Here is a 15,569-nt window from a genome sequence, read left to right on the forward strand (position 1 = left end):
CTTTTCTGTTTCTGGTGCTTATCAGGATCTTTATATCGAGATTAGTATCGTTTTAAGATCTCGATGATCGCTTGCTCAGTTTCCGCTGCGATGATGGCATCAATGTCATCATCATTTTGGAACAACTCTGATAGCGCCATAATCGTATGGATGTGGCTATCTGAGTCCATCGCCGCCAGAGTAATCGAAAGGTAAACGTCACCGTTGTCTTCTGACTCTAAATCAACACCCTTCTTGAATACCGTTACTTGCAGTGATGCTTCGTTCACACCATCTTCAGGGCGAGCATGAGGCATCGCAATCTTTGGTGCTAGAACATAGTACGCGCCAATGTCCTTATGCTTTTGCTTGATAGCTTCAACATAGCTTGCTTCGATTTTGTTGCTCGCTAGCAGTGTTGAACAAGTCACATCAATCGCCGCATCAACCGTTAGGTTTTCGTCAGAGTTGATGATAACGCCTTGGTTACCAATTAAATCAAATAAGCTCATGAAACAATCCACCCTAGGATAAGACCAACAACACCGAAGTCGAAGTCAGCAAACGTTGTCGCTTCAAGACCAAGGCCACCCAGTACTGGAAGCAGTAGCATTGGTAGGAAAGAGATACACAGACCTTGCGTGAACGAACCAAGAATTGCACCGCGTAGACCGCCTGTCGCATTACCGTAAACGCCTGCTGCACCACCTACGAAGAAGTGTGGAACGACGCCAGCTACAATGATTGTCCAGCCAAGCGCGCCTTGAACTGCCATTGCTAGTAGGCCAGCAGCGAAAGAACAAAGGAAACCGATAAGTACCGCGTTTGGTGCTACAGGGAATACCATAGGGCAGTCTAGAGCAGGTTTTGCACCCGGTACGAGTTTGTCAGAGATACCTTTGAATGCAGGAACGATTTCAGCAATCAGCATCTTCACACCTTGCAGTACGATGTAAACACCACCGGCAAACACAAGAGACTGCATGAAGGTGAATACTACCCAGTTCTGACCGTTTGATACTGTTTCAACAAAGTCACCGCCAGCAACTATTGAAGCAAACATAAAGAAGATAGCCATTGTTGTTGCTACAGCAACGGGTGTATCACGCAGGAACATTAAGCTCTTAGGTACGTTGATGTCTTCTGTTGATTTGGAAGTGTCACCAAACTTGCTACCAATGTAACCCGATACTAAGTATGAGAACGTTGAGAAGTGACCCATCGCCAGTTGATCTGTACCCATCACTTTCTCTGTGTATTTTTGAGCAAGTGCAGGCATGATAACCATCAGTGAACCCACAATGATCGAGCCGATTGCAACTAGAGCAGTGCCTTCGATGTTAGCTGTAGACAGGATTACCGCTACCAGCATAGACATGAACATTGTGTGGTGACCCGTTAAGAAAATATATTTTAAAGGAGTAATACGAGCCAATAAAATATTCACAACGAATGCGAAGAACATAATTAGAGCCATTTCATAACCGAATGCTTCTTGTGCTAATGCAACAATTGCTTCGTTATTTGGAATAACACCACTTACGCCGAATGCTTCAGTAAATACAACTGAGAAGTTATTTAGTGCGCCAACAAGAGCGCCAGCACCAAAACCTAAAATTAGGAAACCCATTACGGTTTTAATTGTGCCTTTTAGAATGGTAGAAACATCTGCTTTTTGTGCAACTAGGCCAATAAAAGCAATTAAACCCACCATGATCGCCGGCTCTTTTAATAAGCCGAGCATGAACTCGAAAAAGTTTTGCATAATTTTGACCTTACATGAAAGTTTTTAGTTGTTCTTCAATAGATGCTTTGTCAAAAATATTTTTAAGGCTGATGATGTTCTCTTTACCAGCGTCTTTTAGTTGGTTTGCAACGTCTGTTGCTGCAACCCAAATATCTGCATTGCTTGATGCTGCAGATGATAGATCTTCGTGATCAACTTCTGCTTCGAAACCGATTTTTTTAGCGACTTCTTTTACTGCCATTTCCATCATTAGAGAAGTACCAAGGCCGTTACCGCAAACTACAAGAATCTTTTTCATAATATTTGTCTCAATTGGATTTTAGGGGTTGAGAAACTTCGTTCTCTTATTGTGTGAGAGCATAGTAATGGAAATATTCAGATTTCAATAAGATCTCCATCACAAAGCTAAAATGAGATTGTGATGTAGATCTCGTTAATTTGTAGTAAAGATCCAGAGTGAGACTTTGATCAAATTTAACTTTTCACTCGAATATGCAACGTATTTTATTGATAAAGGCAGGCTTAATTAGTTTTTATATCAGAATATAAATCTAAAGAGGCTTTATTGTAGAAAATAGAGAATTAATCGTATCGACCGTAGTCAGTAAGCATTTTCTTAAGCATGCTATTAACGTCTTTGGTCTTTTTATTTCTTTTAGTCAGTTGGCTAAGAGAGGTTGGTTTTGGTGAGGCAATATTTTCACTGTCGACTTCTTCAGTTTTATCTTTCATTTTTTGTACGGCAGGCAATAACATTCTAATTTCTTCGTTATTGGCATTGGTCAGTACCACAATATTTTCAGATTCAACGTGAGTAATGGTTAATATCCCGTGTTTAACCGATTCAACCTTTTCACCAATCATAATTGATTCAGGCGCAACAGAGCGATCGGTAAGTTGACCTGTACGTAATTTCGCCGCACTGATAGCGCGGATATTTCCGGTATTTTCAAACGCGACAATAACAGTATAGGTATTATAATATTCAACTACTGTCACATAGCCGTGTCTATTTGTTTTGAATCTAGCTCCATTGTTCATGTCGTGCGGAGCTTCCATTTTCTTCACGTGTTTCCTCTCTTAGTCTCGATGGCTGTTATATCTAATCAGCTCTATTGGTATTTTATAGATAATTATTTGGTGAGATCACACAAAGTATATACGCATCTAAACTTAAGATGAATCTTGAAGTCTCTGGAAATGAGGCAGAGCACAGAAAAGTAGTAAGAATCACACAGAATTAACCGAGTGATTACGCTCACACACTTAAAGACTTAACATTACAAATTCAACTCCCTACAGATTGTTTACAGTTTTGAAGCACGAAAACGACGATAAACAATACGTTTTGGCTAATCCTTGACCGCGCGATCGTTTGCGTCAAAAAATGTGATGAACGTCTCACTTAACTGTTTATACTTCTCTTCCGGTTTTAAGCCGGTGCTTAGCCAATACAAGCCGTCACATGGATATGTGAATGACCCCACGGACCGGACCAGCTACGTTCCACTGCTTGTATAAGGTGATTTTTTACATGAACAACTCGTTGTTACATTCGCTAACCCTGTTAGCTCCTTCATCGCGTAGCGTTTTGCTTGCGGTTCTTTGTCCTGTTCCTTTGATGTCATTTGCTTGGCTCATGTTCACTCTTTAAGGATTACTAGGACACATTATGAATATTCTATTTGGTTTTGTCGGTGTTCTTGCACTGATTGCTTGCGCGTACCTGCTATCTGAAAGTCGTTCTTCAATTAACTGGAAAACGGTCTCTCGTGCACTATTACTTCAAATCGGTTTTGCAGCCTTAGTATTGTATTTCCCATGGGGACAATTAGCGCTAACAAGCTTAAGTAACGGTGTTTCTAGCCTGCTTGGTTTTGCAGATGTTGGTATCGCATTTCTTTTCGGTGACCTTGCTACTGAAGGCTTCATTTTCGCGGTTCGCGTACTTCCAATCATTATCTTCTTCAGTGCTTTGATTTCTGCGCTTTATTACTTAGGCGTCATGCAAAAAGTGATTCAAATCTTGGGCGGAGCGGTGCAAAAACTGCTGGGTACAAGTAAAGCTGAATCTCTGGTTGCTACAGGTAATATCTTCCTTTCTCAGGGTGAGTCTCCTCTTCTAATTCGTCCCTTTTTAAAGTCTATGACTCGTTCGGAACTGTTTGCTGTAATGGCAGGTGGTATGGCGTCGGTAGCGGGTAGTGTACTTGGTGGTTATGCTGGCCTTGGTGTTGAGCTTAAATACCTTATCGCTGCAAGCTTTATGGCGGCTCCGGGTAGCCTGTTGATGGCGAAGATCATCGTTCCTGAGCGCAGCACACCAAGTGATTACGACCACATTGAGCTCGATAAAGCTGACCAAAGCAACGTGATTGATGCACTGGCAAGCGGCGCGATGAACGGTATGAAGGTTGCGGTAGCGGTTGGTACTATGTTGGTTGCCTTCGTGAGTGTGATTGCGATGGTCAACACTGGCCTAGAAAGCCTAGGTGAAACGTTCGGTTTTGCGGGCATTACACTGCAAGCTATCTTCGGTTACCTGTTCTCGCCTCTTGCATGGCTAATCGGTATTCCGAGTGATGAAGTATTGATGGCAGGTTCTTACATCGGTCAGAAGATCGTTATGAACGAGTTTGTTGCTTTCATCGACTTCGTTGAGAACAAAGCTTTACTATCTGAACACAGCCAAGTAATCGTGACTTTTGCTCTATGTGGCTTTGCTAACATTGGTTCTATCGCGATTCAGTTAGGTTCAATCGGTGTTATGGCACCAGAGCGCCGTGCTGAAGTGGCAAACTTAGGTTTGAAAGCAGTAGCTGCTGGTACGCTAGCAAACTTAATGAGTGCATGTTTAGCGGGTATTTTCATCCTGCTTTAAGCTAGATTCAGTTAAAGCGCCTAAATTGAGTAAAAGCGGATATCTTACTTACGGAGTTAACGTAAGGAGGGTGTCCGCTTTTTTGTGCCTGTTAATCAGGCGAAATCAGGTTTTGGCCGTCGACTGTGATTTGTCTATAGTGAGTAAAAGCTCACTCGGAAGAGTAATAGAGCCAGTTCCTTTTATCCGATATACTTGAATATCATCAGGTTGCGATTAATAACATTCGGCTTCGATTGAGAATATTCGGTTTCGACTAAGCATATCCGCTTTCGATTAGGAACAATGGCAACCAAGCTAAATTAATCAAGGGTCTCTCCATGAATATTCGCGTTCTCATCGGTCTTATTGTTACCTTCATTGGCTTGTTTGCGATGGTTTACCTAATTGCTGGCGGCGCTCAGTTTCCTATCTACCAGTGGCCAAAAGAGGCTTATCTCGGTTTGGTGTTTAGTGTCGTGTGGGGGGCAGGTGTCGCAGCGTCTGTAGCGTATTTCTTCTCGGCATTGGTGTTTGTTACTGTCGCCGTGGTTTGCTATGCGATCGGTTATAAAATCGGTGGGCTCTTTTCTTCAAGTTCTAAAGTTTAATCTTATCAAGGTGTGCTGATGTTCATTGAAGTAGGACTGATTTGAATGCACTGGCTCGATCGTTGGAAGGTGTATCGCTATCATCGGAAACAAACTAACCGCTCGAATGGCGACAAGGCTAAAGCTTTAGGTTGGACTAGCGAAGAGAGTCAATTGTGTCGCTTTGAAGTAATCGCTCGTGCGGCGGACTTCGAAAAGAAGAGTGTTTTAGATTTGGGTTGCGGCTATGGCGAGCTGTTTGAACTGCTCGACAGCATCTATCGTATTCAATCTTATACCGGCGTTGACCAACACGCAGGCTTTCTTAAGAAGGCGAAGCAAAACTACACAGAAGATCGTTGTCAGTTTTTGGCGGGTGATATGAGCAAAATGAACCTTGAGGCGCACGACATTGTCATCGCTAGTGGTTCACTGAACTACATCTCTCGTGATTCTGATTATCTGACAAACATGATTACTCGCATGTATGAACTGGCGAATCAGACGGTGATTTTTAATCTTCTCAACTCAAGCCAGTATCCTTCGCGTAATACCTTGATGAGTTATCACCCTCAAGGTGTCTATCGTTTCTGTAAAACGCTCTGCGATGATGTCTCTTTAACGGAGGGCTACGCAGAAGGGGATTTTACGATAGTGATGAACAAAGCCGTGTCAGGAGCTTGATGTCGTCTTTGTTTTTATCTTTACGCAGGTTTTGATATTAACAACTTTTGATACGAGTACTGACGTAGTAAACAGCAAAAAGCCGCAGCCTTGAAAGGTATGAGGCTTTTTGGGTTCTATGATGAACCTAGGCTAGGTATGTTGCTAGTTCTTCGGTGGTTGGTTTTTAATGAGTCCGTAAGGGATGTTAGTAAACACCTTAGGGTTGTCTTCATAAGTCGGCGCTTCATTCACTTGCTGCCAATCGAGTAGCATGATTGCTAATACGTTGCGGTGTTCACCGTACTCAAGGTCAAAATCGCCAGTAATTGAAGGGATCATGCCTTGTTTCTCATCGATTGAAGCTTGAATCGCGAGTCGAGTTTTCTCTACAACTGGGTCATCTTCTAAACCTGCCAACAAGAAGGTTAATCCAACCTCAGCAATGACATCTTCTTTCGCACGCAGCAGAATCGTATCGATGTTTTCTCTAAAGTAATCGTAGATCCATTGATGGTCTTGTTCGCTTACTTGATGTTGGTAATATTCTGAATCACCAAAGATCACATGGGTCATACCATAGATCTTATTGCCGTATTGCTGGCTTGAAAGCTTCCTGTCTTGCGAATCTGGGTAGGCTTTTTTGAAGGTATCGACAAACTCATCAACGACATCCTGCTCACCCAGTTGGCGCAACCAGTAAACCTGATTCGCTAATTGAGCGGCCCACGCTTTCACCATGTCTTCATTGGTCACGTATCGTGAGAAGTCATAGCGACGAATGATTTCGCGTAGCTTGGCATCGTTCTTGTGTTCTAAACCGTATTCGTTAGCACGAGCCATAGAGCCTAGAAGGTCAACACCAAGGTAAAGGTATTCAGGCATGTGCTTGGTGATGTTGTAGCGTCGAATACTGCGCTCATCGTTATCACCAATATAAGATGCAACTCGCTTCTCTGAGTAGAGTACGATTTGTTCCATGGTTTGAACGTCATTCGACAGGGTGCTGAGCTTGCTTGCCACTCGAGCCATGTCGCTCCACACCGCCGCTGAATACTTATCGTCTAATGTTTGACGATACATGCGCAGCCCGTAGTGACCTTCTTTGAATGCAGGCAGGGTGTAAAGCTGGCTTTCGTAGGTGGTGCGAATTAGGTCTGCAGATTGCTTGAAAGATTGTTCTTGAGAATTGAGCGAATCTGCTTGGGATTGAACGTTCACTGCGGTTGGCGCTTGAACGTTTTCTTGTGCGTGAACGGCAACCGAGGCTGATAGCAATGTACACAGTGTGATAGTTTTTAACTTCATGTCGTGAGGTACCAAGCTGATTATTAGTCTATGTAAAATAACATTGATGAATCCTTCAATGTAAGCGTTGAGTCAATACAATGTAAGCTTTATAAGGTTCACTAACCCTTTTTGATTAAACCATTCGTTTAGTAAAGAAGTTTGAAGTGATGGATCACTCAATATTTGATAGATAGTCGACGTCAGTATGGATTTTTAATGACTTAGCGGCATACTGGGGCAATAAGCCAGAAATGAGCCGTTATAAGGCAGTATATAGAACAATAGTGTTAGAGGTTCGTAAATGCCAAGTGGTTCTAGCAAGCAGTGGTCTGCCAGAGTAGTATCTTTTCTTTTTTTCCTTGCGATAGTAAGCGCAATTGAGTTCTTTCATGCCAAGCAATTAACTTTTCTTAAAAACGAATCGTATTCAGAGGCAAAAAAGCAACTATCCATTATTCGTTCTCGGATTGAAGCCGCGATCGTGTCAGATATGTATATCCTCAATAATTTCTCGACCTTAGTGACCATCAACCCCGATGGTGAGGTGAAAAATTGGGATAAGATTGCTGAGAATATCATTCAAGATGGCTTCCATATTCGACTTATCGGACTCGCCAAAGACGACATTCTAAACTTTGTTTACCCGATGGAAGGTAATGAGCAGATTCTCGGTATTAATTATCGTGATCACCCAAATCAATGGGAGTCTGTTGAGATAGCCCGTAATCTTGGCAACACCTTTATTGCCGGTCCTTTTGAGCTGTTTCAAGGTGGACAAGCCCTCATTGCACGCACTCCGATCTTCCGAGACCCGCCTTTCAATCAAGATTACTGGGGTGTCTCCAGTGCTGTTATCGGTTTAGATGAGCTGTTTGAAGATGTTGGAATCGGCAAGATAGAGAACAAGTATGAATTAGCAATTCGTGGTGCAAACAGTTCAGGGAAAGATGGCGCTGTCTTTTATGGCACTCAGGATGTGTTCGATAATGCGTTCGCCACTGAACAGGTGAGTTTCCCATACGGGGGTTGGTACCTTGCTCTCTCCGGTAACGAACATGTATTGATGGATGAGCCTTGGTATCGAATCCAAGCGGTAAGGCTGGTAGGCTACTCCATTATATTAGTGTTGGCGTTTGCCTTCTTTACTATTTATCGTCTGTACCGGATTGCAGATAGCCGCTCTATGCATGATGAGCTAACGATGTTACCGAATCGTCGATACTTCATGTATAGCCTCAAACAGGCCTTCAAAACCACTCAAAAACAGAGAGCGAGAACCTTTGCCGTTGTAAATATCGACCTCGATGGGTTTAAAGCAATCAACGACACTTATGGTCACGCGGCAGGCGATCAGGTATTGATCGAGTGTGCTAACCGCATAAGAAGTGAGCTGCGTGTTTCAGATATCGTTGCAAGGATAGGCGGTGATGAGTTCTTGGTCTTGTTGCCACGCATCATCGATGATCAACACGTATCTTCAATCGTGACTAAACTACGAAAGGAGATATGCTCGGCGCCAGTTGTGTACGAAGCGCACTCTATTTATCTCAGAATCAGTGTGGGTTGGGTTATTCACAATAGTAACTACAATGATGTCGATGCGCTCTTGAAAGCCGCTGATGAAAAAATGTACGAACAGAAGCGACAAGTTATCTAGGTTGAATTTTAGCTGCGATTAGAATTTAGTTGCTGAATGGGCGGAAAAGCCTCAGAATACCGCGCTTTGCTCCGTATCAATGTATTTGATGAGCAAAAGCTGAAGCAACGCACTTTTTAACGTGTTGCTCATACTAAATGTTATTCAACTGAGAAAATAATCTATGAGTTTTACCTCCCTTGGCCTTTCTGAACCGATCCTTAAAGCTATTGAAGCACAAGGTTACGATAAGCCATCACCAATACAAGAGAAAGCCGTGCCAGCTGTCCTAACGGGCAAAGATGTTATGGCCGCTGCTCAAACAGGTACAGGTAAAACTGCAGGCTTCACGCTACCTATTCTTGAAATGTTATCGAAAGGTACTCGCGTACGTCAGAACCAAGTTCGTGCGCTCGTGCTAACGCCAACTCGTGAGCTTGCTGCGCAAGTGAATGGCAGCGTAGTGAAGTACGGTATTAACTTACCGCTGACTTCGACGGTAGTGTTTGGTGGTGTGAAGATTAACCCTCAGATGCAAAAACTGCGTAAAGGTAGTGACGTGTTGGTGGCAACACCTGGTCGTCTACTTGACCTATACAACCAAAATGCAGTGCGTTTTGACCAACTAGAAATCCTAGTGCTAGATGAAGCGGACCGCATGCTAGACATGGGTTTCATCCGCGATATTCGTAAGATCTTAGCTTTCTTGCCTAAGAAGCGTCAGAACCTACTGTTCTCAGCGACGTTCTCTGATGATATCCGCAGCTTAGCGAAAGGCTTGGTGAACAATCCTGTTGAGATTTCAGTAAGCCCTGCAAACTCAACGGCAAAAACGGTTGAGCAAAGCATCTACCCAGTAGACAAAAAGAAAAAGAGCGCAATGCTAGCGAAGCTAATCAAAGATAACGATTGGCAACAAGTGTTGGTGTTCAGCAAGACGAAACACGGTGCGAACAAGCTTGCTCGCTTCCTTGAAGAGCAAGACATCACTGCTGCACCTATCCATGGTAACAAGAGCCAAGGTGCACGTACTAAAGCCTTAGAGAACTTCAAAACAGGTAAGGTACGAGTACTTGTTGCAACTGATATCGCCGCTCGTGGTATCGATATCCCGCAACTGCCTCAAGTAGTTAACTTCGATCTTCCTCATGTATCAGAAGACTATGTACACCGTATCGGTCGTACTGGCCGTGCAGGTGAAGTAGGTAAAGCGATTTCATTGGTTTGTGCTGATGAAGTGGGTGAGCTGTTCGGTATTGAACGCCTGATTCAACAAGTGCTAGAGCGTCGTGAACTGGAAGGTTTCTCTCCAGTAAATAAGTTACCTGAGTCTCGCTTGGATTCACGTCCAATCAAGCCTAAGAAACCGAAGAAAGCAAAACAGCCACGTGAACATGCTGATGGTCAACGCTCTGGTGATAACGCTCGCGGGCACAAGCCAGCAGGTAAGAACAAGCGTCATGTAGCTGGTAATGGTTCGGCTCCAAAGCGTAAGCCGACATCTGGTAAGAAACCTGCTGAAAACAACTCAGCTGCGACAACTGAAGATAAATCAGTAAGAAACAACGGCAGCAACTTTAAACGCGGTAGTGCGGGCAATAAACCTGCTGCAAATAACGCAGGTGCTCAGAACACTCTGAGCAAACCAAGCGGTGCGGGTAAATCTAACGGTACTGGTAAGCCAAACAACGCGGGTAAACCTGCAGGCAAACCTAAGAAGTCTGGTTACGGCGGTAGCTACGGCCCAAGCAAGTCGTCAAATAAGCCGATAAGCAACAAACCTTCGACAAACAAACCGTCTCGAAGCCGTTCTAAGCCAGCTCCTCAGAAGTAATCTTTTCTGAGATATTGAAAGAGCAACGAACATGAGTCGCTTTATAAAAAGGCGTCTCGTGGGTTAAGTTCTTTCTGTCATAGAAATCGAATAAGCGCGAATATTGAATCTCAATGTTCGCGTTTTTTTATGGGCGTTGTTTAGGGTGTTGTTTATGTTGAGTAACCGTATAGCTTGAGTAAGCTAGGGGAGGTTTATTGCTGTTTAAAGTGATTGAATCTAAGGGAAATATGACATTTTTGGGAAGGGTAATGAATCTTTAATTATTCATTAATAATAACATAATCACTAGCGTTTTTGTTGAATTTTGCAATTTGCAATTCCAGTTTGCAAAACAAACAAGGATATCCGGCCAATACGTGTCCAGATGCGTAGTAAATACGTGTTTTAAAAGTTGGCACGCATGCTGCATTAGTAATGGTGACCCTTCTTAAGCCGAGGGTCACCTAGCCAACTGACGTTGTTAGTGAACCTTTTTTGTTCACACAAAATATATGACCAATCACCCTTATTGTGATTGGTTTTTTTTTGCCTGAAATTTAGGTTCTATTTTTTGTTATTACTTTTTTACTCACCACACTTAGAGTAACAGCTTGGTTGGCGTGGGCATTCTCCACCTCTGGAGCAGATAAGCCTCGCCTCTGTCTCAATCCCACGTTCAATCCAATTTATATTTAGAATCTTGGCTATTGTCGTGAGATCTTTTTTGATGTTACGCGGAATTGCCACAGAGCCACCATTGTTAACGCATGACGCTTTAAGCTGCTCTGCTATGTCTCTTGAATTACCGCCTTGAGCATCAATCGCAGGGTTGAGATCTATACCAGCACACAACACACGATTGTTACCCGCAGGATCCGTCATATTGATGGATTCACAGCAGTAGATTCTTGGCTCATCACCCACGTTCAAAATGGAGATTTGAGCCGAGCTTCCCGCTCGAGGTTCTGATAATCGACGGAACACAGCCCAATGTTGACATGGGTCAGCGACCGTTCTCATATTTCCCCAAGGCAGTGGAATCCCGTTTCCGCGATATACCGCCTTGAGTTTCCCCGGCCCATAAGCATCAAAGTAGTGCCAGTGAGGGTAGGGCGATACTACAGTCATTCGACGCATCGCAACAGAGGGGGAAACCCCTGCTCTTTTGTGAACGTCGATTTCGTAACCAGTGCGGTCGAGTAGCTGTCTAAACGGAACTTTCGGACACAGAAGTGCACCAGCAAAGAAGCTAGATTCAAAGTCTCGCCATGCTTGAAGAATATCTTGGGAGTTGAGCTGTGAAGATCCCGATATCTGGTTGTCGTCCCACGTGTTGTTGTTACCGACCGACAACACACTCTTTAGGCCCTCTTTGCTGTGCAGAATGCAATGACCGATATAAACCGAAAGGTCGTATTTCAGACGGGTTGGGTACTCTTTAAGGATCTCGTTTAAGAAGATAGTACCGGGAGGCTCAAAGAAGGATGTCACCAACTGCTTAGCGTTAATTCCGAGCTCATCGACTACGTCTTGCGGCGTTCGCGTTACCCAGCGGATGTTGATTCCTAGGCTTCTAGCGATGTCTATCAGGTCTTCTACGCTGAGGTTAAGACGTTTTAAGCCTACTTCTTCCGCAGCGCGCTCAAGGTCAGGGAAGTGGTTCTGGTTGCTCTCTTGGTGTGCTCGAATCAAGAGGTGCGCAAACTGGCGGCCTGAAATGCCCGTTTGTGACAGCATCTCAGGAATCGCAATTTGCAGGATGTCGTTTGAGAATAGGAAGCTCGGCTCGAGCGCCATGCCACTTATCCCACCACGATTCCCCTTATCAGGAGCAATGGCTTGTTGTTCAGATTCGTCGTCGAGGAACCACGTCGGATTCTTCTGAAAGACCTGTGCAATCACTTCCAGCATATCGATGCTCGGAACCCGCTTTCCACGTTCAATCATTGAAAGGTAAGAAACGGAAGGAGCACATTCTGGGTCGATTCTAATACAACGCGCAGACAGGTCTTCCATCGTTAAATGGTTACGTTTTCTTAGGTTACGTATTTTCGTACCTAGGAAATGTGACTGACGAACTAAACTTTTTGACAAGGCCATATTTGTAAAATTCACATTGTAAAATTTTTGTTGTGAAATTGTATGTAAAAAAGCGCTAATCTACAAACTAAGCAATTCACAAAATGACAAATAAATTAAACGTTAGTTTGGAATAATTGCTCTAGGACACATTTTTGCTGTAGAAATCGGTGGTTATCACCGGACTGGTCAAGAGGGAAAGACTATGAATATGCTTACATTCGATAAAACAGAAATCCAAAAACAATCAAAGCCATTTATCGCTGAAGCTGTCTTTGCCGTGGAGACAATCAATGCTAATCAGCAAACTGAAAAGCAAGTGAAAGCAAAGCAGCTGCTTGATCGACTATTCCCACTAGAGAATGGCTCACATCAAGACGTAACCAGCTACGTAGTCGATTACCGCCATATTATGGCTTACTTTAAAGACGGTCAGCACAGCGGTCTGAAGCACCCTAAGCAGTTTGTAGCGTACATGGGTGAGAAGAACGACCCAGACTCTATCTTGTTTCGAGATGGCAGTGGCAGCCACCTAGAGGTGATGTTTGGTTGCCACAAAGGGACAGGTTGTATTGAGCTAGTAGAAATTGATGATATTCAGTTGGAATCATGCACCACGTTTGGCCAATCACCAATGGAAGCAACAACCACAATGCGTGAAGAGACCATTGCAGCGATGCGCCACTGGATCAGTTTGATTCAAGGTGACGCAAAGGGTAAACCAAAGGCATGCAGTGAAGATAAAGAGTTCAGAGCAAAGAGTGGTGAAGACTACTGCTTGAATTATTGCTTCCAGATCTAACGGTGAATCCTAGTTAGCTAAAGTAATTTATACAACTAAAGAAAAAGCCCCGAAGATAATGTCTTTGGGGCTTTCTAGTCTCAATACGAGCCGACTAATATGTCGATAAGAGCATTGTTGGTGTGTTTTACAAAGGCATGACTCGGTTACGGCCAAGTGATTTCGCTTCATAAAGTAGCTTATCAGCACGTTCAATCAGCGATTGAGCTGATTCGCCGGGTTCAAGTTCAGCGACACCAAACGATGCAGTGATACTGCCGACTTGTTGACCACTGCGGCGATCTTTAATCGACAGCTTTTCTAGAGAGCGACGATTGGTATCAGCGAGTTGACGAGCAATACGCAAAGACTTGTTAGGCACAATCAGCGCGAACTCTTCACCACCAAATCGATAGGCAGAAATACCTTCACGGCAACTTAACTTCAGCTTGCGAGCGATCGCTTTAAGCACCATATCGCCAAACAAGTGGCCATAGGTGTCGTTGAAATTTTTAAAGTGGTCGATATCGAGAAGAATCAGACACAAAGATTGTTGTGCTTCACAAAGGGTTTCTATGTCACGGTCGAAAGAGCGACGGTTATAGAGTGTGGTTGTACTATCGAAAAGCGCATCTTTCTGAACTTCTACTAACTGGGTTTTTAGCTTGGTGATCTCTGAGGTTGCAGAGTTTAGCTGAGAGTTTAAAAACTGAGTAGAGTGACGAATATGACGGGATTCAGACACCAGCTGTCGAACTAAGGACATGACTTCATCAATAGATAGGCTTTCATTATCAACACGAGCCAAGTCCTCGAAGCTTTTATCGATCATGTCAGAAAAAGCGGAGGTGTCGGTCAGGGTGTCATTCATTGAATTGGAAACTTCAGAAACTAACAGTTCCAAATTAGCGCGAAGGTCATTGATATTGGTTTCGGATTTGCTGGCAACATAATTGTTGTATAGCTGCTCACCAACGGCAGGAGGACAAATACCGTAGTGTTCTAAAACACCATCCATGTCTTGAGTCAGCTGGGGAATAGCGTTATCGACATAGGTGTACCAAAGTGCGTAATTTGCAGGTGTCGTTGACACCCTGTTCTTCATCATAAGAGGCACCGCTTTTTTTAGATTTGCGGTGGATTTCTGAAATTCGTCTTTGTTCATTATTTTTACTGCAGATACCAAAACAACTAAGCCACTTGCGAACAAGGTTAGCGGATTTCGAAGGTCTTTGCTTTAAAAATTATATGATTAGTGGATGAGGGTTGGATAAATAACTCATTTTTATTATGAATATCGATTGCGTATTCATAAGCGTAATCTAATGGATTGTTCTTTAACCATATTTGGGCTTATCAAACTTTCGGCGTAGCGTGAGTTAGTATCAAAAGATTGCTGAGAATTAAGTGTTGTCTAGGGAAGTGCATACAAAAAGTGACGTAAATTGATCGTTGAGCTTTAACTGAGAAAGTCTAGGTTGAGGACGCTTGGCTGGTGATTTGCATTTGTTCAGAGTTTACGGGGGAAAGCCTGTATCGAGAGGGGAAATGTTTATAAGCAGGCATAAAAAAGCGCCGATAAAAATCAGCGCTTTAAAATTCTTTTTAGCTATAAGAGCTAATTATTGAGCAACAACGTTTGCTGCTTGTAGGCCTTTTTGACCGTTTTCAACTTCGAAAGAAACCTTTTGGCCTTCTTTCAGAGTTTTGAAGCCTTCAGAAACGATTGCACGGAAGTGTACGAATACGTCAGCGCCGCCGTTGTCTTGAGAAATGAAACCGAAACCTTTCTCTTCGTTAAACCATTTTACAGTGCCAGTATTTGTGTTAGACATAATTTGTCCCTTATTCATAAATTTTCTAAGTTGTTGATTGCATTTAATGCAATGCGCTGATAATTGAATTATTTAATATTGCTAAGAAATAAGGAAAAACTACTTACAAAAACGGGTAACGATTTTACATGTCAATTTTTTACTATTCATCTAACTTAAATAACTCCGGCTAACAGAGCGAGAGCATGTTAACACAGTCTTTTGAGATGTACACGCATTGCTTAAGAAATTTGTGCTTTTTTTGTCATACCGTGCGAATGTACAAGATTTACACTGATTTAGTGATAGTTTTG

General features: G+C 43.2%; 14 protein-coding genes. 6 read left to right on the plus strand and 8 right to left on the minus strand.

The window, feature by feature from the left end:
* Positions 1-41 precede the first annotated feature (41 nt).
* The 4 genes from AB4482_RS21090 to AB4482_RS21105 all read right to left on the minus strand — a co-directional run bounded on the left by AB4482_RS21090 (position 42) and on the right by AB4482_RS21105 (position 2,785).
* Positions 42-491 carry a PTS sugar transporter subunit IIA gene (locus AB4482_RS21090; RefSeq protein WP_333912679.1) on the minus strand — a complete coding sequence of 150 codons (450 nt, stop codon included), beginning with the start codon at positions 489-491 and terminating at the stop codon, positions 42-44.
* The gene (locus AB4482_RS21095) at positions 488-1,744 is read right to left on the minus strand and encodes a PTS ascorbate transporter subunit IIC (protein ID WP_048608964.1); all 1,257 of its coding nucleotides are present in this window, start codon (positions 1,742-1,744) and stop codon (positions 488-490) included. The genes AB4482_RS21090 and AB4482_RS21095 overlap by 4 nt, the downstream gene beginning before the upstream one ends.
* A gap of 10 nt (positions 1,745-1,754) precedes the next feature.
* On the minus strand, positions 1,755-2,024 hold the full coding sequence (locus tag AB4482_RS21100) for a PTS sugar transporter subunit IIB (protein WP_017064872.1): 270 nt from the start codon (positions 2,022-2,024) through the stop codon (positions 1,755-1,757).
* A 284-nt stretch (positions 2,025-2,308) separates the two neighbouring features.
* Positions 2,309-2,785: a hypothetical protein gene (locus AB4482_RS21105; protein ID WP_372181642.1), complete on the minus strand. Its 477-nt coding sequence runs from the start codon at positions 2,783-2,785 to the stop codon at positions 2,309-2,311.
* Positions 2,786-3,398: 613 nt separating this feature from the next.
* On the opposite strand from AB4482_RS21105, the gene AB4482_RS21110 reads away from it, so the two are divergent.
* The 3 genes from AB4482_RS21110 (at position 3,399) to AB4482_RS21120 (ending at position 5,860) form a co-directional block, all read left to right on the plus strand.
* Positions 3,399-4,607 (plus strand): NupC/NupG family nucleoside CNT transporter, encoded by a 1,209-nt coding sequence (locus AB4482_RS21110; protein WP_017060598.1) that lies wholly within the window; start codon positions 3,399-3,401, stop codon positions 4,605-4,607.
* 320 nt (positions 4,608-4,927) lie between these two features.
* Positions 4,928-5,197 carry a hypothetical protein gene (locus AB4482_RS21115; protein WP_017066500.1) on the plus strand — a complete coding sequence of 90 codons (270 nt, stop codon included), beginning with the start codon at positions 4,928-4,930 and terminating at the stop codon, positions 5,195-5,197.
* A 45-nt stretch (positions 5,198-5,242) separates the two neighbouring features.
* A complete protein-coding gene (locus AB4482_RS21120) occupies positions 5,243-5,860 on the plus strand; it encodes a class I SAM-dependent methyltransferase (RefSeq protein ID WP_017064868.1) in 618 nt (205 codons plus the stop codon).
* A gap of 144 nt (positions 5,861-6,004) precedes the next feature.
* On the opposite strand, the gene AB4482_RS21125 is transcribed toward AB4482_RS21120, so the two are convergent.
* Positions 6,005-7,147 (minus strand): DUF3541 domain-containing protein, encoded by a 1,143-nt coding sequence (locus AB4482_RS21125; protein WP_372181597.1) that lies wholly within the window; start codon positions 7,145-7,147, stop codon positions 6,005-6,007.
* Positions 7,148-7,430: 283 nt separating this feature from the next.
* On the opposite strand from AB4482_RS21125, the gene AB4482_RS21130 reads away from it, so the two are divergent.
* Positions 7,431-8,786 (plus strand): diguanylate cyclase domain-containing protein, encoded by a 1,356-nt coding sequence (locus AB4482_RS21130; RefSeq protein WP_372181599.1) that lies wholly within the window; start codon positions 7,431-7,433, stop codon positions 8,784-8,786.
* Between the two features lie 163 nt (positions 8,787-8,949).
* A complete protein-coding gene (locus AB4482_RS21135) occupies positions 8,950-10,599 on the plus strand; it encodes a DEAD/DEAH box helicase (RefSeq protein ID WP_136978709.1) in 1,650 nt (549 codons plus the stop codon).
* 567 nt (positions 10,600-11,166) lie between these two features.
* On the opposite strand, the gene AB4482_RS21140 is transcribed toward AB4482_RS21135, so the two are convergent.
* On the minus strand, positions 11,167-12,696 hold the full coding sequence (locus tag AB4482_RS21140; RefSeq protein WP_082153947.1) for a DUF3612 domain-containing protein: 1,530 nt from the start codon (positions 12,694-12,696) through the stop codon (positions 11,167-11,169).
* 169 nt (positions 12,697-12,865) lie between these two features.
* Between AB4482_RS21140 and AB4482_RS21145 the strand changes: the two genes are divergently transcribed.
* Positions 12,866-13,462 (plus strand): malate synthase, encoded by a 597-nt coding sequence (locus tag AB4482_RS21145; protein ID WP_017060610.1) that lies wholly within the window; start codon positions 12,866-12,868, stop codon positions 13,460-13,462.
* 127 nt (positions 13,463-13,589) lie between these two features.
* Here the strand turns inward: AB4482_RS21145 and AB4482_RS21150 are convergent, their stop codons facing one another.
* Together AB4482_RS21150 and AB4482_RS21155 are read right to left on the minus strand one after the other, a co-directional pair.
* Positions 13,590-14,606 carry a GGDEF domain-containing protein gene (locus AB4482_RS21150; RefSeq protein WP_017060611.1) on the minus strand — a complete coding sequence of 339 codons (1,017 nt, stop codon included), beginning with the start codon at positions 14,604-14,606 and terminating at the stop codon, positions 13,590-13,592.
* Between the two features lie 457 nt (positions 14,607-15,063).
* Positions 15,064-15,276: a cold-shock protein gene (locus tag AB4482_RS21155; RefSeq protein ID WP_004740083.1), complete on the minus strand. Its 213-nt coding sequence runs from the start codon at positions 15,274-15,276 to the stop codon at positions 15,064-15,066.
* Positions 15,277-15,569 lie beyond the last annotated feature (293 nt).

Source organism: Vibrio sp. 10N.222.55.C7 (assembly GCF_041473335.1).
Lineage (GTDB): Bacteria > Pseudomonadota > Gammaproteobacteria > Enterobacterales > Vibrionaceae > Vibrio > Vibrio crassostreae_C.